Here is a 14072-nt window from a genome sequence, read left to right as displayed (position 1 = left end):
TGATCACGCTCCCAACGCGATGGGTTATCGAATCTGGATCGCCGATCATCTTTCCACCGCTGCGGCTGGCGAATCTCGCTCCGTCGCCCATGGTCCCAGCGATGCCGATCCGACCCGCGGTGCCGATCGTAGTACTGCGGTGGAAGCTGCCCCTGATAGCGAGGCGGCAGGTTCTGGGGATATTGCCTGTGTTGAGGGTATGGACTGCGCGGGTCGTACTGGTATGCGCGACTTTCGACGCGATAACTGCCGCCATCAGGTTGATAGACCCACACGCCGCCCCGAGACTCAGCACATGCTTGGGCGCCAAAACCGAGCCCCAGCAGCAAAACCGCTATTCGCAACTTCATCGAGCACCTCCATGGACCGCCCCGCCTGGGAGTTGCGGCCTCAATTAATCAGACCACAGCAAATCTTAGGCTGGCATCCAAACGGACGGTTGATGCATTTCCATATGTGTCACCGAACCGAGGGCAGAGTCGAAGCCTGATCACGTCGCGGCCTTGTACGGCTGCCGCCGCTTCCCGATAATAGCGGCCTTTTAGCCTCGGCTCATGCAGAGCGCACAGGAATCCGCGATGACCGAACTCGCTCTGATCATGGTTAGCGCCATTCTGGTCAATAACTTCGTACTGGTGCAGTTTCTCGGTCTGTGTCCGTTCATGGGCGTTTCGAAGAAAATCGAAACGGCCATTGGTCTTTCGCTGGCCACAACCTTCGTGCTGACGTTGGCAGCCATGTGCAGTTACATCGTTCAGCAGTACGTCCTGAAGCCGCTAGATCTCGAGTTCCTCCGAACCATCAGCTTCATCCTCGTGATCGCTGTGGTGGTGCAGTTCACCGAGATGGTGGTGAACAAGACCAGTCCCCTGCTGTACCGCGTGCTGGGCATCTTCCTGCCGTTGATCACTACCAACTGCATCGTGCTCGGCGTCGCGCTGCTGAATGCCAACAAATCCGAGTTCACCTTTCTAACCGCTACGGCGAACGGATTTGCCGCAGGCCTGGGCTTTTCTCTGGTGCTGGTGCTGTTTGCGGCCATGCGTGAGCGCATCGCCATCGCCGATGTACCCCGGTCGTTCCAGGGCGCAGCCATCGGCATGGTCACGGCCGGGTTGATGTCGCTGGCGTTCATGGGCTTCAGTGGGTTGATCAAACTATGAGTCTGGTCGTGATCGCCGTGCTTGCGCTCCTCGCGCTGTGCCTGGTGTGCGGAGCCATTCTCGGCTTCGCCGCGGTGCGTTTTCGCGTCGAAGGCGACCCGATCGCCGAACAGATCAATGCACTGCTTCCGCAGACCCAGTGCGGCCAGTGCGGCTATCCAGGCTGCAAGCCTTACGCCGAGGCGATTGCAGGCGGCGACAAGATCAACAAGTGCCCACCCGGTGGCGAATCGACCATCCAGGCATTGGCCGACCTGCTTGATGTCGAGCCCGAGCCGCTGGATGCCGTCGAGGGTGAAGTGCCGCCGCGTGTCGCCTATATCCGCGAAGCCGAGTGCATCGGCTGCACCAAGTGCATTCAGGCTTGCCCAGTGGATGCCATCGTCGGGGCCGCCAAGCAGATGCATACCGTCATCGTCTCTGAGTGCACCGGCTGCGACCTCTGTGTGGAGCCATGCCCGGTGGATTGCATAGACATGATTGAACTGGGCAGCAACCTGCAGAGCTGGAAGTGGGACCAACCCTTGATGCCAGGCCAATTGATCGCCAGTGATCGGGAGCAGGCCGCATGACCTCGCTGAACGTCTGGGATATCCATGGCGGCATACACCCGCCGGAGTGTAAGGATCTATCCAACCGCACGCCGATCCAGCTGCCGCCGCTCCCTGCTCGGCTGGTTGTTCCGCTGGCCCAACATATCGGTGCGCCTGCCGAGCCATGCGTTGTGCTGGGTGAGCGTGTGCTCAAGGGGCAGAAGATCGCCGAGGCCGCAGGCTTCGTCAGTGTGCCGGTACATGCCCCGACGTCTGGCACAGTGAGTTTCATCGGTCCCCAGCCCTACCCTCACGTGTCGGGAATGCTCAGCGCTGCCATTGCGATTGACAGCGATGGTCAAGACGAATGGATCGAACTGCAGCCGCAACCGGACTACCGGACAATGCAGCCCGACCAGCTGCTGGAGCAAATCCGCCAGGCAGGCATCAGTGGCCTCGGGGGCGCTGGCTTCCCTACGGCCGTTAAGCTGAACGGCCCGCCCCCCGGAAAAATTCGTGCTCTGATCATCAATGGAACCGAATGCGAGCCCTACATCACTGCCGACGACATGTTGATGCGGAAGAAAGCCCATGAGCTTGTCGCGGGGATTGAGATACTCGTTCATCTGATTCAGCCAGAGCACGTCCTAATCGGCATCGAGGACAACAAACCCGAGGCGATCGAAGCCGTTCGCACGGCAGTGGGCGACCGTGGATTCCTGGTCAAGGTATTTCCTACCAAGTACCCCTCGGGGGGCGAAAAGCAGCTTATCCAGATTCTCACCGGCGAAGAGGTGCCCAGCGGCGGCTTGCCGGCCGACATCGGCATGCTTTGCCAGAACGTTGGCACCTGCGTGGCCATTCATGATGCCGTGCTGTTAGGCAAGCCGCTCATCTCACGCGTCACCACCCTTACCGGTGAAGCGCTGGCACGCCCCATGAACGTCGAGGCGTTGATCGGTACGCCAGTGGCTGACCTTCTCACCTTTGCCGGTCTCGACCAGAACCGGCTCAACCGGCTGATCATGGGCGGACCGATGATGGGCTTCACCCTGCCGTCGGTGGACGTGCCAGTGATCAAGACCACCAACTGCTTGCTCGCCAGCACGCTTGCGGAGCTACCTCCGCCACCACCAGCGCTGCCCTGCATTCGCTGCGGTGAATGCGCAGAGGTCTGCCCGGCAAGTCTGTTACCGCAACAGCTGCACTTCTTCGCGCTGGGCCAGGAGCACGAGCAGCTCAAGGCCTACAACCTGTTCGACTGCATCGAGTGTGGCGCCTGTGCCTACGTCTGCCCGTCGAGTATCCCGCTGGTGCAGTACTACCGCGCCGCCAAGGGCGAAATCCGTGAGCTGGAGCAGAAGCAACAGAAAGCCGAACACTCCAAGCAGCGCTTCGAGCTGCGCCAGGAGCGTCTGCGCCGTGCCGAAGAGCAGAAGGAGGCGGACCGTAAGGCCCGCGCCGAACGCGCCGCAAAGGCCAAGGCGGCACAGGCCGAGGCCAGCTCCATACCGAATCAGGATGACCCCGTCGCACGCGTCCAGGCGCAAAAGGCGGGCCTGTCTGAACAGCAGAAGAAGCTTAAGATCGAAGCCAGCATGGCCCAGGTCGCGCTGAAAAAAGCTGAAAAGCAGCTCGCCATCCATGCGACTCCCGAACTGGAAGCGCAGGTTGCTGAGTTACGCACCGCGGCTGCCAGCGCGCAGAAGGCACTGAACGAAGCCGCCAGTGCTACGGACAGTCCCACCGCAGCATCGCCGGTCAACGACGAGGCTGCCAAAAAAGCCAAAATCGAAGCCGCGATGCTGCGAGCGCAGGTCCGCAAGCTGGAGAAGCTCGACTCCCGTGAGGCCGAGCAGAACACCGAGCTGAGCCGCCTCAAGGCCCAGCTGACCGAAGCGGAGAAAACACTAGCTGCGGTGCAGGACGCCACGCCTGCGACCCCAGCCAAACCCGCCAACGACGACACCGCAAAGAAGGCCAAGATCGAAGCCGCGATGTTGCGTGCACAGATCCGCAAGCTGGAAAAGCTCGAAACGCGCGATACCGACCAGGACGCCGAACTGAGCCGTCTGCGGGATCAACTTATCGACGCGGAGAACGCTTTGGCAGCGGTTCAGGATTCCAAGCCTGCGACTCCAGCCAAGCCCACCAGCGACGACGCCGCAAAGAAGGCCAAGATCGAGGCTGCCATGCTGCAGGCGCAGGTTCGAAAGCTGGAGAAGTTGGAAACCAGAGATGCCGAGCAGGAGGTAGAGCTGAGCCGCTTGCGGTCGGAGCTGGCCGAGGCCGAAGCCGCGCTTGAGACTGCAACGCAAAACACGCCGGCCGCCAAAACCAAAACGCCTGGCGAAGAGGCGCTCAAGAAAGCCAAGATCGAGTTGGCAATGAAACGCGCCGAGCTCAAGAAAGCTGAACAAGCCGGCGCCGAAGAGGCGCAGCTGAGCAAGCTGCGCGATGGGCTGGCCAGCGCGGAACAAGCGCTTCATGAGGCGGAAGCGCAGTCCGGCAAGCCAGCACCAGAATTGGTACGCACAGACAAGCAACCCATAGATGATCAGACTCGCGCATTCAAGACAGAAGTTGCGTTTGCGCGGGCCGATTTGCGCAAGCTTGAGCGCGACGACAACAGTGAAGCCGAGGCCGTCGAACGCGCCCGAGCACGTTTAAGCGAAGCCGAGCAAAAACTACAGGAACACACCCAATCGTAAGGAACAACGCCGTCGGCGCTGTTTTCAGGATCGCAACGATCAGCTCCTGATCAGGATTCCTTTCGAACATCAACCGGAGAGCCAATGGCCCTGCCACGAATCACCTCGCCGCACACCAAGGGGAGCAACCGCACTCAGCGCGTCATGTTGCTAGTCCTGGCGGCAACCCTGCCCGGCGTGATTGCCCTGACTTGGCTGTATGGCGCCGGAACGCTGATTAACCTGATCTGGGCCAGCGCTGTCGCGCTCGGCAGTGAAGCACTGATACTTCGGCTGAGGCAACGTCCGGTGCAGTTCTTCCTGCGCGACGGCAGCGCATTGGTTACGGCAGTCCTGCTAGCACTGGCATTGCCGCCCTACTCGCCCTGGTGGCTGACGTTGATCGCCACCGGCAGCGCCATCGTACTCGGCAAGCAGCTCTACGGCGGCCTTGGCCAGAACCCCTTCAACCCGGCGATGATCGGCTATGTGGTGGTATTGGTCTCCTTTCCTGTGGAAATGACGACTTGGCCTGTGCCACATACGGTCGGTCTGAGCGCCGGCCTGCAACACATCCTCGGCATCGCCTCGCTGCCGGACGGCTGGACACAAGCCACCGCGCTCGATGTGCTCAAGGTTAACAAGAGTCTCACTGTCGATGAGCTCTGGGCCAACCCCGCATTCGGCCACTTCGGCGGCATTGGCTCGGAAGTAGTCAATCTCGCATTTCTTGCCGGCGGGCTGTTCCTCTTGCATAAACGCTTATTCACCTGGCATGCGCCTATTGGCATGCTTGCCGCGTTGGCGATCATGAGCCTCCTGTTCTGGAACGGGTCAGGTTCCGATAGCCATGGTTCACCGCTGTTCCACCTGCTCAGCGGCGCCACCATGCTCGGTGCCTTTTTCATCGTCACCGATCCGGTGAGCAGCGCCACCAGCAACCAGGGGCGGCTGATTTTCGGTGCTGGCGTCGGCATTCTCGTCTATGTCATTCGCGCCTGGGGCGGATATCCGGACGCAGTGGCCTTCGCCGTGCTGCTGATGAACCTGTCGGCTCCCACCATCGATTACTACACCCGTCCGCGAACCTATGGCCACCGTAAGGCCGAGCGCGGCTTCAAGCTGGGCGAATGACATGATCATCCCTGAACTCAGTCGCTCGATGCTTAAGAACAGCTTGGTACTGGGGCTGTTCGCCATTTTCACGGTTGGCGGCGTGACACTGTTGCAGCAGTTCACTGCAGAGCGCATTCAAGCCTCGGAGCGCGCCGCGCAATTACGCGCCCTTAACCAAATTCTTCCGAAAGACAGATACGACAATCAGTTGCTCGATAGCAGCGTCGAGGTACAGGATCCGCTGCTTGGCACGCGGCAAGCCATGCCGGCCTATATCGCAAGGAAGAACGGCCAGCCAAGCGCGGTGATCCTTCAAGCCATTGCACCGGATGGTTACAGCGGTGCGATCCACCTGCTCATAGGCGTGCAGGCTGACGGGCGGATTGCCGGCGTGCGCGTGGTCGCGCATCGTGAAACACCGGGTCTTGGGGACAAGATAGAACTGGCCAAGAGTCCCTGGATACGCAGTTTCGAAAACCGCTCGCTGAACAATCCGGAGGCCTCCGGCTGGGCCGTCAAGAAGGATCGGGGCGAGTTCGATCAGTTCGCAGGGGCCACCATCACCCCGCGTGCCGTAGTCGGCGCGGTCTATCGGGCCCTGCAGTATTTCGAGGCTCACAAGCAGGAGCTGCTCGCCACCGATACGGCTCCGATAGCAGCCGAGGCAGCGCTTGAAAACGAGGTCGAGCCCGACGAGGTGACCACACATTCACGGGCCGGCGCCGCCGCGACCCGCGATACATTGCAGATCAACGATCCGCAAACCGAGCAGGACCAAGGCCAATGAGCAATCCAAGCTACCGAGAACTGAGCATCAACGGCCTGTGGAAGAACAACCCTGCGCTCGTCCAACTTTTAGGGTTGTGCCCGCTGCTCGGCGTGAGCAACTCGGCGGTCAATGCGCTCGGGCTCGGGCTCGCCACTGCCCTGGTGTTGATCTGCTCGAACGTCGGCGTATCGCTGGTACGTGGCGTAGTCAACACCGCGGTGCGGCTTCCCGCCTTCGTGATGATCATCGCGGCTTTGACGACCTGTATCGAGCTGCTCATGCAGGCCTACACCTACGAGCTTTATCAGATACTGGGCATCTTCATCCCGCTGATCACGACAAACTGCGTCATCCTCGGCCGTGCCGACGGTTTTGCCGCCAAGCACAACCCACTGATTGCAGGCTTTGACGGGTTGCTGATGGGGCTCGGGTTTGCGCTGGTGCTGGTGGCCCTCGGCGGCCTGCGCGAGCTGGTGGGCACCGGCGCGGTGTTCGCCAACATGCAGCTATTGTTCGGCCCGATTGCAGCTGACTGGCAATTGACGCTGATCAGTGACTACAAGGGCTTCCTATTGGCCATCCTTCCCCCCGGCGCCTTCATCGTGCTCGGCCTGCTGATCGCCCTGAAAAATCGTATCGACGAGCATTTCACCGAGCGCGCAAGGGCGACGCAGCCAGATGCGCCTGTTCAGAGCCGCCGCGTTCGTGTCACTGGAGTGATCGAATGATGCTGGATGGGTTGCTGTAATGAATGCCGCCAAACGCCTGGAGATCTTTCGCCGGTTTCATGAAGACAATCCGGAGCCAAAGACCGAGCTCGCCTACAGCACGCCGTTCGAGCTGTTGATAGCTGTGATTCTTTCGGCGCAGGCCACTGATGTCGGCGTCAACAAAGCAACAGCGAAGCTCTACCCGGTCGCCAACACACCCGAAGCTATCTATGGGCTTGGCTATGAAGGTCTGTGCAGCTATATCAAGATCATCGGTCTCTACCCGAGCAAGGCGAAGAACGTACTCGAGACCTGCCGCATCCTCATTGAGCAACACGACAGCCGGGTTCCGGACAATCGCGAGGCCCTCGAGGCGCTACCGGGTGTCGGGCGCAAGACGGCCAATGTCGTGCTCAATACTGCGTTTCGCCAGTTCACCATGGCGGTCGACACCCACATTTTTCGCGTCGCCAACCGCACAAATATCGCCCCTGGCAAAAACGTGCTGGAGGTCGAGCGCAAGCTGGTCAAATTTGTGCCGAAGGATTATCTGCTCGACGCCCATCACTGGCTGATCCTGCACGGACGCTACGTCTGCAAGGCGCGCAAGCCACAATGTGGCAGCTGCCGGATCGAGGACCTCTGCGAGTACAAGCACAAAACGTCGGACGATTGAGCGGCCAATGGGAAAACCTATCGCACGATTGAAAAAATCTTTTTTACGGCCTCCTCTTTTGTCGCTATAAGGTGCGCCAACAGCGCGCCCAAGCCGTGGAGTGATACAAGTGTCCGAGAAAGAAGAGATCCAGATCGAAGATGACTTCGTCGCGGATGACGAAGACGATGGTGCAGAGGCGCCAGTCGAAGTCGCCAAGACCAACCTGACCAAGCGCCGGATCATCGACAACCTGCTCGAAGAGCGCCGACTGCAGAAGCAACTCAACGAGTTCGACTTCGATCTTTAAATAAACAAGCCCCGTGGTTGGGGCTTTTTTTGTGGCGTCGCTGCTAGTCCCGGCGCGACGGAGAGAGTAGCTCGACCTTGTAGCCGTCCGGATCCTCGATAAACGCAAGAATGCTGGTGCCATGCTTCATTGGCCCCGGCTCACGGGTGATCTTGCCGCCTCGGCTGCGAATATCCTCGCAGGCCTTGTACACGTCTTCAACCTCCAGCGCGATATGGCCGTAACCGTCGCCCAGGTCATATTTATCAACGTCCCAGTTGTGGGTCAGCTCCAGCACGCTGTTATGCGCTTCGTCGCCATAGCCGACGAACGCCAGGGTGAACTTGCCTTCCGGATAATCCTTGCGTCGCAGCAGGGTCATGCCCAGCACTTCGGTGTAGAAGGCGATGGATCGCTCCATATCGCCGACTCGCAGCATGGTATGCAGCAGTCTCATGATGTCTCTCCTGTTCAGCGGTGCAAAAAGCATAACCCCGGCTCGTGGCCGGGGTCATGGTCGGGCTGTGTAGCAGTTTCTGTTAGAACTGCGTCCGGCCCTTGTTCGCGGCGATGCGCATGCGCAGCGCGTTGAGCTTGATGAAACCACCCGCGTCGGCCTGATCGTAGGCGCCCGCATCGTCTTCAAAGGTGGCAATGTTAGCGTCGAACAGCGAGTCGTCCGACTTGCGGCCGGTGACGATGACGTTGCCCTTATAGAGCTTCAGACGCACTACACCGTTCACGTTGGCCTGCGACGCGTCGATCATCTGCTGCAGCATGCTGCGCTCAGGGCTCCACCAGTAGCCGTTGTAAATCAGGCTCGCATACTTGGGCATCAGCTCGTCTTTCAGGTGAGCCACTTCACGGTCGAGGGTAATCGACTCAATGGCACGATGCCCCTTGAGCATGATGGTGCCGCCCGGGGTCTCGTAGCAGCCGCGCGATTTCATACCGACATAGCGGTTCTCGACGATGTCCAGACGCCCGATGCCGTTCTCGCCGCCGATCTTGTTCAGATAGGTCAGCACTTCCGCCGGGGTCATGTCCTTACCGTCAATGGCAACGATGTCGCCCTTGCGGTAGGTCAGTTCAATGTAGGTCGGGGTATCCGGTGCGGTCTCAGGCGAACGCGTCCAGCGCCACATGTCCTCTTCGTGCTCGGTCCAGGTGTCTTCCAGCACACCACCTTCGTAGGAGATGTGCAGCAGGTTTGCGTCCATGGAGTACGGCGATTTCTTTTTGCCATGGCGCTCGATCGGAATCTCGTGCTTGGCTGCGTAATCCATCAGCTTCTCGCGCGAGAGCAGGTCCCATTCACGCCAGGGGGCGATGACCTTGACGCCCGGCTTCAGCGCATAGGCGCCCAGCTCGAAACGGACCTGGTCATTGCCCTTGCCTGTGGCGCCATGAGAGATGGCGTCAGCACCGGTCTCGTTGGCGATCTCGATCAGGCGTTTGGCGATCAGCGGACGGGCGATGGATGTACCCAACAGGTACTCGCCTTCGTAAACGGTGTTGGCGCGAAACATCGGGAAGACGAAGTCACGGACGAACTCTTCACGCAAATCGTCGATGTAGATTTCCTTAACGCCCATGGCCTTGGCCTTGGCACGGGCTGGCTCGACTTCCTCGCCCTGACCGAGGTCGGCGGTAAAGGTCACCACTTCGCAGTTATAGGTGTCTTGCAGCCACTTGAGGATCACCGAGGTGTCCAGGCCACCGGAATACGCCAGGACTACCTTCTTTACGTCGGCCATTGCCATCCACTCCCGGGATTTTAAGGAAAGCGGGGATTCTACTGGTCGCGACGTTTGTTTTACAGGGGCGCATGCGACCCCTCGGCATCAGGTCGACGGTGTACCGCCCTCTGCTGCGGCAGTGGTGGTTGCCGGCTCGCGCTCCAAACGCAGGGTTACACGCCGATTCTTGGCCCGGTTGGCCTCGCTGCTGTTGGGCACGACGGGATAGCGTTCGCCGTGAAAGCGCAACGTGATTTGCTCTTTCGGCACGCCGTTGGCAGTCAGATACGCCTCGACCGCAAGCGCGCGACGACGCGACAGGTCACGATTGGTCAGTCTATTGCCGCTATTGTCGGAGTGACCATCAAGCTGGATGCGGTTGACGCTGGGATCAGCCTTGAGAAATTGCAGGATGATATCGAGCTTGGCCTGGCCCAACGCATCGAGTACGACGTCACCGGCGGGAAACCCAACCTGCGACGTACGAATCTGCTCGAAGTTGACCGGCAGCAATTTGGCCGTGCAGCTGCGAAAATCTTCATAGGCTTTGCCGAATCGCACAGGCAATAGCCGCACCTCCAACGCTTCGCCACCAAGCCGCGTGCGGTGGCGCACCACCGGGCTGCGACCTTCGAGGAGGCCACTGAGCAGGCGATCGGCCTGCAGGTAGGTACTGTTGAATGGAACCTCGCCGCCGGCTACGGAAACTACGCCCAGATTGATATCACCGCGACTAGGCTGCCAGGGCGCAGCTGCCGCAAGCAGCGTGGCCGAACCATTGCCCAGCCAGCGATCAGGTGACTGCAAGCGAAAAGTAGGCTGCTCGCCCGCTCGCCGTACGAATTCACCTGCACCAAAGCCTGCGACTGGCTGGATCAACCGACACTCGAACTGATCGCCTTCCACCTGCCACTGCGCTCGCTCCAGACGAGTCTGAAACGTGAGGGCATTGGCTGGGGAAGCCAACAAGCAGGCAAGAACAAGGAGGCGCAAGCGCACGTGTGGCTCCAGGGTAAACAACATTCAATTGAGGTATCGGTGCGCACCTTGAAAACTTGAACGCTGCGATACCTAGCTGGCGCCAGCCCTCGCTACTCGTTTCGACCGGAAGACCCGCCTGCGGCGATTTTTTCACGCGTTTCCGGTAGCATTCCCGCACGTTTTACCGCCTGGAAATCCGCATGTCCGACCGACTGACACTACTGCGCCCCGACGATTGGCACATTCACCTGCGCGACGGCGCAGCGCTGCCGCACACCGTGGCGGACGCCGCACGCCAGTTCGCACGAGCGATCATCATGCCGAACCTTGTACCGCCGATTCGCAATGCAGCAGAGGCGGACAGCTACCGCCAGCGCATTCTTGCCGCCCGACCGGACGGCAACCCGTTCGAGCCCTTGATGGTGCTTTACCTCACTGACGGTACGCAGCCCGAAGACGTGCGCGCCGCCAAGGCCTGTGGCTACGTATTTGCCGCCAAGCTGTATCCAGCCGGCGCCACGACCAACTCTGCATCCGGCGTCACCCGCATCGACAACATATTTCCAGTGCTCGAGACGATGGCCGAGGTCGGCTTGCCGCTGCTGGTGCATGGCGAAGTGACGCGTTCAGAAATCGATATCTTCGATCGTGAAAAATACTTCATCGACGAACAGCTTAGCCGAGTCACCGAGCGCTTCCCCACGCTCAAGGTGGTGTTCGAGCACATCACCACCCGGGATGCCGTGCAGTTCGTCGAGGCTGCCAGCAGCAACGTCGGCGCCACCATCACCGCCCACCATTTGCTCTACAACCGCAACCACATGCTGGTGGGCGGAATTCGCCCGCACTTCTTCTGCCTGCCAATCCTTAAGCGCAACGTCCATCAGGAAGCGCTGCTTGATGCGGCTACCAGCGGCAATCCGAAGTTCTTTCTCGGCACTGACTCGGCCCCGCACGCCCAGCACGCCAAGGAAAACGCTTGCGGTTGCGCCGGCTGTTATACGGCGTTCGCTGCGATCGAGCTCTATGCTGAGGCGTTCGAACAGCGCGGCGCGCTTGACCGCCTGGAGGCCTTTGCCAGCAACTTCGGCGCCGACTTCTACGGTTTGCCGCGCAACACCGAGCAGATCACCCTGGTACGTGAATCCTGGAGCGTGCCGGCCAGCTTGCCGTTCGGGGAGCACAACGTCGTGCCCCTACGTGCAGGCGAAACCCTGCAATGGCGGTTGGAGACCAACGCATGAGCGACGATCAGTTTGACGACGAGCTGGAAGGCAACCAGCCAGGCAAGCCGCGCTCGCCGATGGCGAGACGCTTTCGAGGCTTCCTGCCAGTCGTGGTTGATGTCGAGTGCGGCGGATTCAACTGCGCGACCGACGCGCTGCTGGAAATTGCTGCCGTGACCATCGGCATGGACGAGCAGGGTTTGCTCTACCCGCAAGACACGCTCTTCTTCCGAGTCGAACCCTTCGCTGGCGCCAACATCGAAGCAGCCGCGCTGGAGTTCACCGGCATCAAGCTCGACCACCCGCTGCGCATGGCCGTTCCCGAATCACAGGCGATGAATGAGATCATTCGCGGCGTGCGCAAAGCGGTGAAATCAGCCGGCTGCAAACGTGCCATTCTCGTCGGCCACAACAGCAGCTTTGATCTCGGGTTCCTGAACGCAGCAATTGCCCGCTGCGATATTAAGCGCAACCCATTCCACCCCTTCTCCAGCTTCGACACTGCAACGCTGGCAGGCCTCGCCTACGGTCAGACCGTCCTCGCAAAAGCCTGCCAGGCAGCCGATATCGACTTTGACGGACGCGAAGCACACTCTGCGCGCTACGACACGGAAAAGACTGCTGAGCTGTTCTGCGGCATCGTCAATCGCTGGAGAGAGATGGGCGGCTGGGAAGAGTTCGACGAATAAGCTCAGGTCCTCCCTCAAACGAAAAAGGCCAGTCGTGAGACTGGCCTTTTTCGTTATTGCTGGTCGCTTACAGCGGCTTACCTTTATTGCCATGCTCGCTGACAAACGCCTGCATGGCCTTGAGATCGTTCTTCAGAACAGTGCATCGCTCCGTGCGTTCAAACAAGTCCGTCAGATGCGCCGGCAACTCCAGCGCCTTGCCAACACCGGCCTTTTCCACAGCCTCGGGGAATTTCACAGGATGGGCGGTACCCAGCGTTACCATCGGCGTAGCCAGACTGCGGCGGCACTCGCGTGCGGCATAAACCCCGATCGCCGTGTGCGGATCGAGCAACTCACCGGTCGCACTGAAGACGTCAGCAATCGTCTTGCAGGTCTGCTCATCGTCTACCGCCAGCGAGTCGAAAAGCTTGCGTGCCTCGGTCCAGCGTTCCTCCTCGACCGACAGCTTGCCGCTGGCCTTGAATGCGCTCATCAATTCGGCAACCGCCGCGCCGTTGCGGCCATGCAGATCGAACAGCAACCGTTCGAAGTTGGACGACACCATGATGTCCATGGAGGGCGACAGCGACGGGTGCAACGTGTCCTTGTCGTAACGGTTGCCACTCATGAACCGGTGCAGAATGTCGTTTCGGTTGGTTGCCACCACCAGCTGGCTGATTGGCAGGCCCATGTTACGCGCCAAGTAACCCGCGAAAATGTCCCCAAAATTGCCCGTCGGTACGGAAAACGCCACCGAACGGGCCGGGCCGCCCAGCTGCAGCGCAGCATGGAAGTAGTACACGATCTGGGCCATGATCCGCGCCCAGTTGATCGAGTTGACCGCCACCAGCCGGGTGCCTTTAAGGAAACCCTGGTCGGCGAAGCTATCCTTCACCATCTCCTGACAATCATCGAAGTTGCCTTCAATGGCCAGGTTGTGAATGTTGTCGCCGAAGATGGTGGTCATCTGCCGACGCTGTACTTCGGACACCCGGTTGTGCGGGTGCAGGATAAAGATGTCGACGTTATCGCAGCGGCGGCAGCCTTCGATTGCTGCCGAGCCGGTATCGCCGGAAGTCGCACCGATGATGACCACGCGCTCACCGCGCTTGGCCAGCACATAGTCAAGAAGCCGACCCAGCAGCTGCAAAGCGAAGTCTTTGAACGCCAGGGTCGGGCCATGGAAGAGCTCGAGCACCCACTCGTTGCTGTCCAGCTGACGCAGCGGCGCCACTGCGCTGTGAGCAAACACGCCGTAGGTGTCCAGCAGAATCTGCTTGAAGTCAGCGTCTGGGATGCTCCCGGCCACAAAAGGACGCATTACCTTGAATGCCAGCTCGTGGTACGGCAGGCCGGACCAGGACGCGATTTCTTCAACGGTGAAGCGCGGCAGGTTTTCCGGAACGTATAGACCACCATCGCTGGCCAATCCGGCAAGCAGCACGTCTTCGAAATTCAGGGCGGGCGCCTGGCCACGGGTACTGATGTAGCGCATTGTTCAAACCTATGTTGGACGCTGACTGCGGGCCA

Annotated in this window: 14 protein-coding genes; 10 read left to right on the top strand and 4 right to left on the bottom strand. The window is 60.1% G+C overall.

Annotated features, from left to right (window positions below; genetic code table 11):
• Positions 1-578: 578 nt before the first annotated feature.
• The 8 genes from rsxA to ACQKEK_RS00940 all read left to right on the top strand — a co-directional run bounded on the left by rsxA (position 579) and on the right by ACQKEK_RS00940 (position 7946).
• A complete protein-coding gene (gene rsxA, locus ACQKEK_RS00975) occupies positions 579-1163 on the top strand; it encodes an electron transport complex subunit RsxA (RefSeq protein WP_019342223.1) in 585 nt (194 codons plus the stop codon).
• Positions 1160-1735, top strand: a complete 576-nt coding sequence (gene rsxB / locus ACQKEK_RS00970) for an electron transport complex subunit RsxB (RefSeq protein ID WP_045429358.1) — start codon at positions 1160-1162, stop codon at positions 1733-1735. The genes rsxA and rsxB overlap by 4 nt, the downstream gene beginning before the upstream one ends.
• Positions 1732-4407, top strand: coding sequence for an electron transport complex subunit RsxC (gene rsxC / locus ACQKEK_RS00965; RefSeq protein ID WP_499140771.1), 2676 nt, complete (start codon positions 1732-1734; stop codon positions 4405-4407). The genes rsxB and rsxC overlap by 4 nt, the downstream gene beginning before the upstream one ends.
• Before the next feature lie 84 nt (positions 4408-4491).
• The gene (gene rsxD / locus ACQKEK_RS00960; RefSeq protein ID WP_499140770.1) at positions 4492-5520 is read left to right on the top strand and encodes an electron transport complex subunit RsxD; all 1029 of its coding nucleotides are present in this window, start codon (positions 4492-4494) and stop codon (positions 5518-5520) included.
• A 1-nt stretch (position 5521) separates the two neighbouring features.
• The gene (rsxG, locus tag ACQKEK_RS00955; protein WP_499140769.1) at positions 5522-6289 is read left to right on the top strand and encodes an electron transport complex subunit RsxG; all 768 of its coding nucleotides are present in this window, start codon (positions 5522-5524) and stop codon (positions 6287-6289) included.
• Positions 6286-6999, top strand: coding sequence for an electron transport complex subunit E (locus ACQKEK_RS00950; protein ID WP_128121527.1), 714 nt, complete (start codon positions 6286-6288; stop codon positions 6997-6999). Before rsxG ends, ACQKEK_RS00950 begins: the two co-directional genes overlap by 4 nt.
• 19 nt (positions 7000-7018) lie before the next feature.
• Positions 7019-7657 carry an endonuclease III gene (gene nth, locus ACQKEK_RS00945; protein WP_499140768.1) on the top strand — a complete coding sequence of 213 codons (639 nt, stop codon included), beginning with the start codon at positions 7019-7021 and terminating at the stop codon, positions 7655-7657.
• 109 nt (positions 7658-7766) lie between these two features.
• On the top strand, positions 7767-7946 hold the full coding sequence (locus ACQKEK_RS00940; protein ID WP_046162735.1) for a PA3496 family putative envelope integrity protein: 180 nt from the start codon (positions 7767-7769) through the stop codon (positions 7944-7946).
• A gap of 43 nt (positions 7947-7989) precedes the next feature.
• On the opposite strand, the gene gloA is transcribed toward ACQKEK_RS00940, so the two are convergent.
• The 3 genes from gloA to ACQKEK_RS00925 form a co-directional block, all read right to left on the bottom strand.
• Complete coding sequence (gloA, locus tag ACQKEK_RS00935; protein ID WP_128121529.1) at positions 7990-8382, bottom strand: lactoylglutathione lyase; 393 nt, start codon at positions 8380-8382, stop codon at positions 7990-7992.
• Between the two features lie 82 nt (positions 8383-8464).
• Positions 8465-9682, bottom strand: a complete 1218-nt coding sequence (locus ACQKEK_RS00930) for an argininosuccinate synthase (RefSeq protein ID WP_045429381.1) — start codon at positions 9680-9682, stop codon at positions 8465-8467.
• 87 nt (positions 9683-9769) lie between these two features.
• Entirely contained in the window at positions 9770-10663 is an 894-nt protein-coding gene (locus tag ACQKEK_RS00925) for a flagellar protein MotY (RefSeq protein ID WP_128121530.1), read from the bottom strand.
• A 182-nt stretch (positions 10664-10845) separates the two neighbouring features.
• On the opposite strand from ACQKEK_RS00925, the gene pyrC reads away from it, so the two are divergent.
• Both pyrC and rnt read left to right on the top strand, forming a co-directional pair.
• The gene (gene pyrC / locus ACQKEK_RS00920; protein WP_128121531.1) at positions 10846-11889 is read left to right on the top strand and encodes a dihydroorotase; all 1044 of its coding nucleotides are present in this window, start codon (positions 10846-10848) and stop codon (positions 11887-11889) included.
• The gene (gene rnt / locus ACQKEK_RS00915) at positions 11886-12560 is read left to right on the top strand and encodes a ribonuclease T (RefSeq protein ID WP_045429386.1); all 675 of its coding nucleotides are present in this window, start codon (positions 11886-11888) and stop codon (positions 12558-12560) included. The genes pyrC and rnt overlap by 4 nt, the downstream gene beginning before the upstream one ends.
• Before the next feature lie 67 nt (positions 12561-12627).
• Here the strand turns inward: rnt and thrC are convergent, their stop codons facing one another.
• Entirely contained in the window at positions 12628-14037 is a 1410-nt protein-coding gene (thrC, locus tag ACQKEK_RS00910) for a threonine synthase (RefSeq protein WP_128121532.1), read from the bottom strand.
• Between the last annotated feature and the right edge of the window lie 35 nt (positions 14038-14072).

The organism is Pseudomonas sp. NPDC077408 (assembly GCF_050269105.1).
Classification (GTDB): Bacteria; Pseudomonadota; Gammaproteobacteria; order Pseudomonadales; family Pseudomonadaceae; genus Stutzerimonas.
Note: the sequence above shows the minus strand (reverse complement) of the source record. Positions and strands in the feature narration are given on the sequence as shown.

What these genes read in the sequence shown, in the direction of transcription:
- pyrC (WP_128121531.1), top strand. Translation starts at nt 10,846, where the DNA reads ATGTCCGACCGACTGACACTACTGCGCCCCGACGATTGGCACATTCAC.
- ACQKEK_RS00930 (WP_045429381.1), bottom strand. Translation starts at nt 9,682, where the DNA reads ATGGCCGACGTAAAGAAGGTAGTCCTGGCGTATTCCGGTGGCCTGGAC.
- rsxC (WP_499140771.1), top strand. Translation starts at nt 1,732, where the DNA reads ATGACCTCGCTGAACGTCTGGGATATCCATGGCGGCATACACCCGCCG.
- rsxG (WP_499140769.1), top strand. Translation starts at nt 5,522, where the DNA reads ATGATCATCCCTGAACTCAGTCGCTCGATGCTTAAGAACAGCTTGGTA.
- rsxB (WP_045429358.1), top strand. Translation starts at nt 1,160, where the DNA reads ATGAGTCTGGTCGTGATCGCCGTGCTTGCGCTCCTCGCGCTGTGCCTG.
- ACQKEK_RS00950 (WP_128121527.1), top strand. Translation starts at nt 6,286, where the DNA reads ATGAGCAATCCAAGCTACCGAGAACTGAGCATCAACGGCCTGTGGAAG.
- nth (WP_499140768.1), top strand. Translation starts at nt 7,019, where the DNA reads ATGAATGCCGCCAAACGCCTGGAGATCTTTCGCCGGTTTCATGAAGAC.
- rnt (WP_045429386.1), top strand. Translation starts at nt 11,886, where the DNA reads ATGAGCGACGATCAGTTTGACGACGAGCTGGAAGGCAACCAGCCAGGC.
- thrC (WP_128121532.1), bottom strand. Translation starts at nt 14,037, where the DNA reads ATGCGCTACATCAGTACCCGTGGCCAGGCGCCCGCCCTGAATTTCGAA.
- rsxA (WP_019342223.1), top strand. Translation starts at nt 579, where the DNA reads ATGACCGAACTCGCTCTGATCATGGTTAGCGCCATTCTGGTCAATAAC.
- rsxD (WP_499140770.1), top strand. Translation starts at nt 4,492, where the DNA reads ATGGCCCTGCCACGAATCACCTCGCCGCACACCAAGGGGAGCAACCGC.
- gloA (WP_128121529.1), bottom strand. Translation starts at nt 8,382, where the DNA reads ATGAGACTGCTGCATACCATGCTGCGAGTCGGCGATATGGAGCGATCC.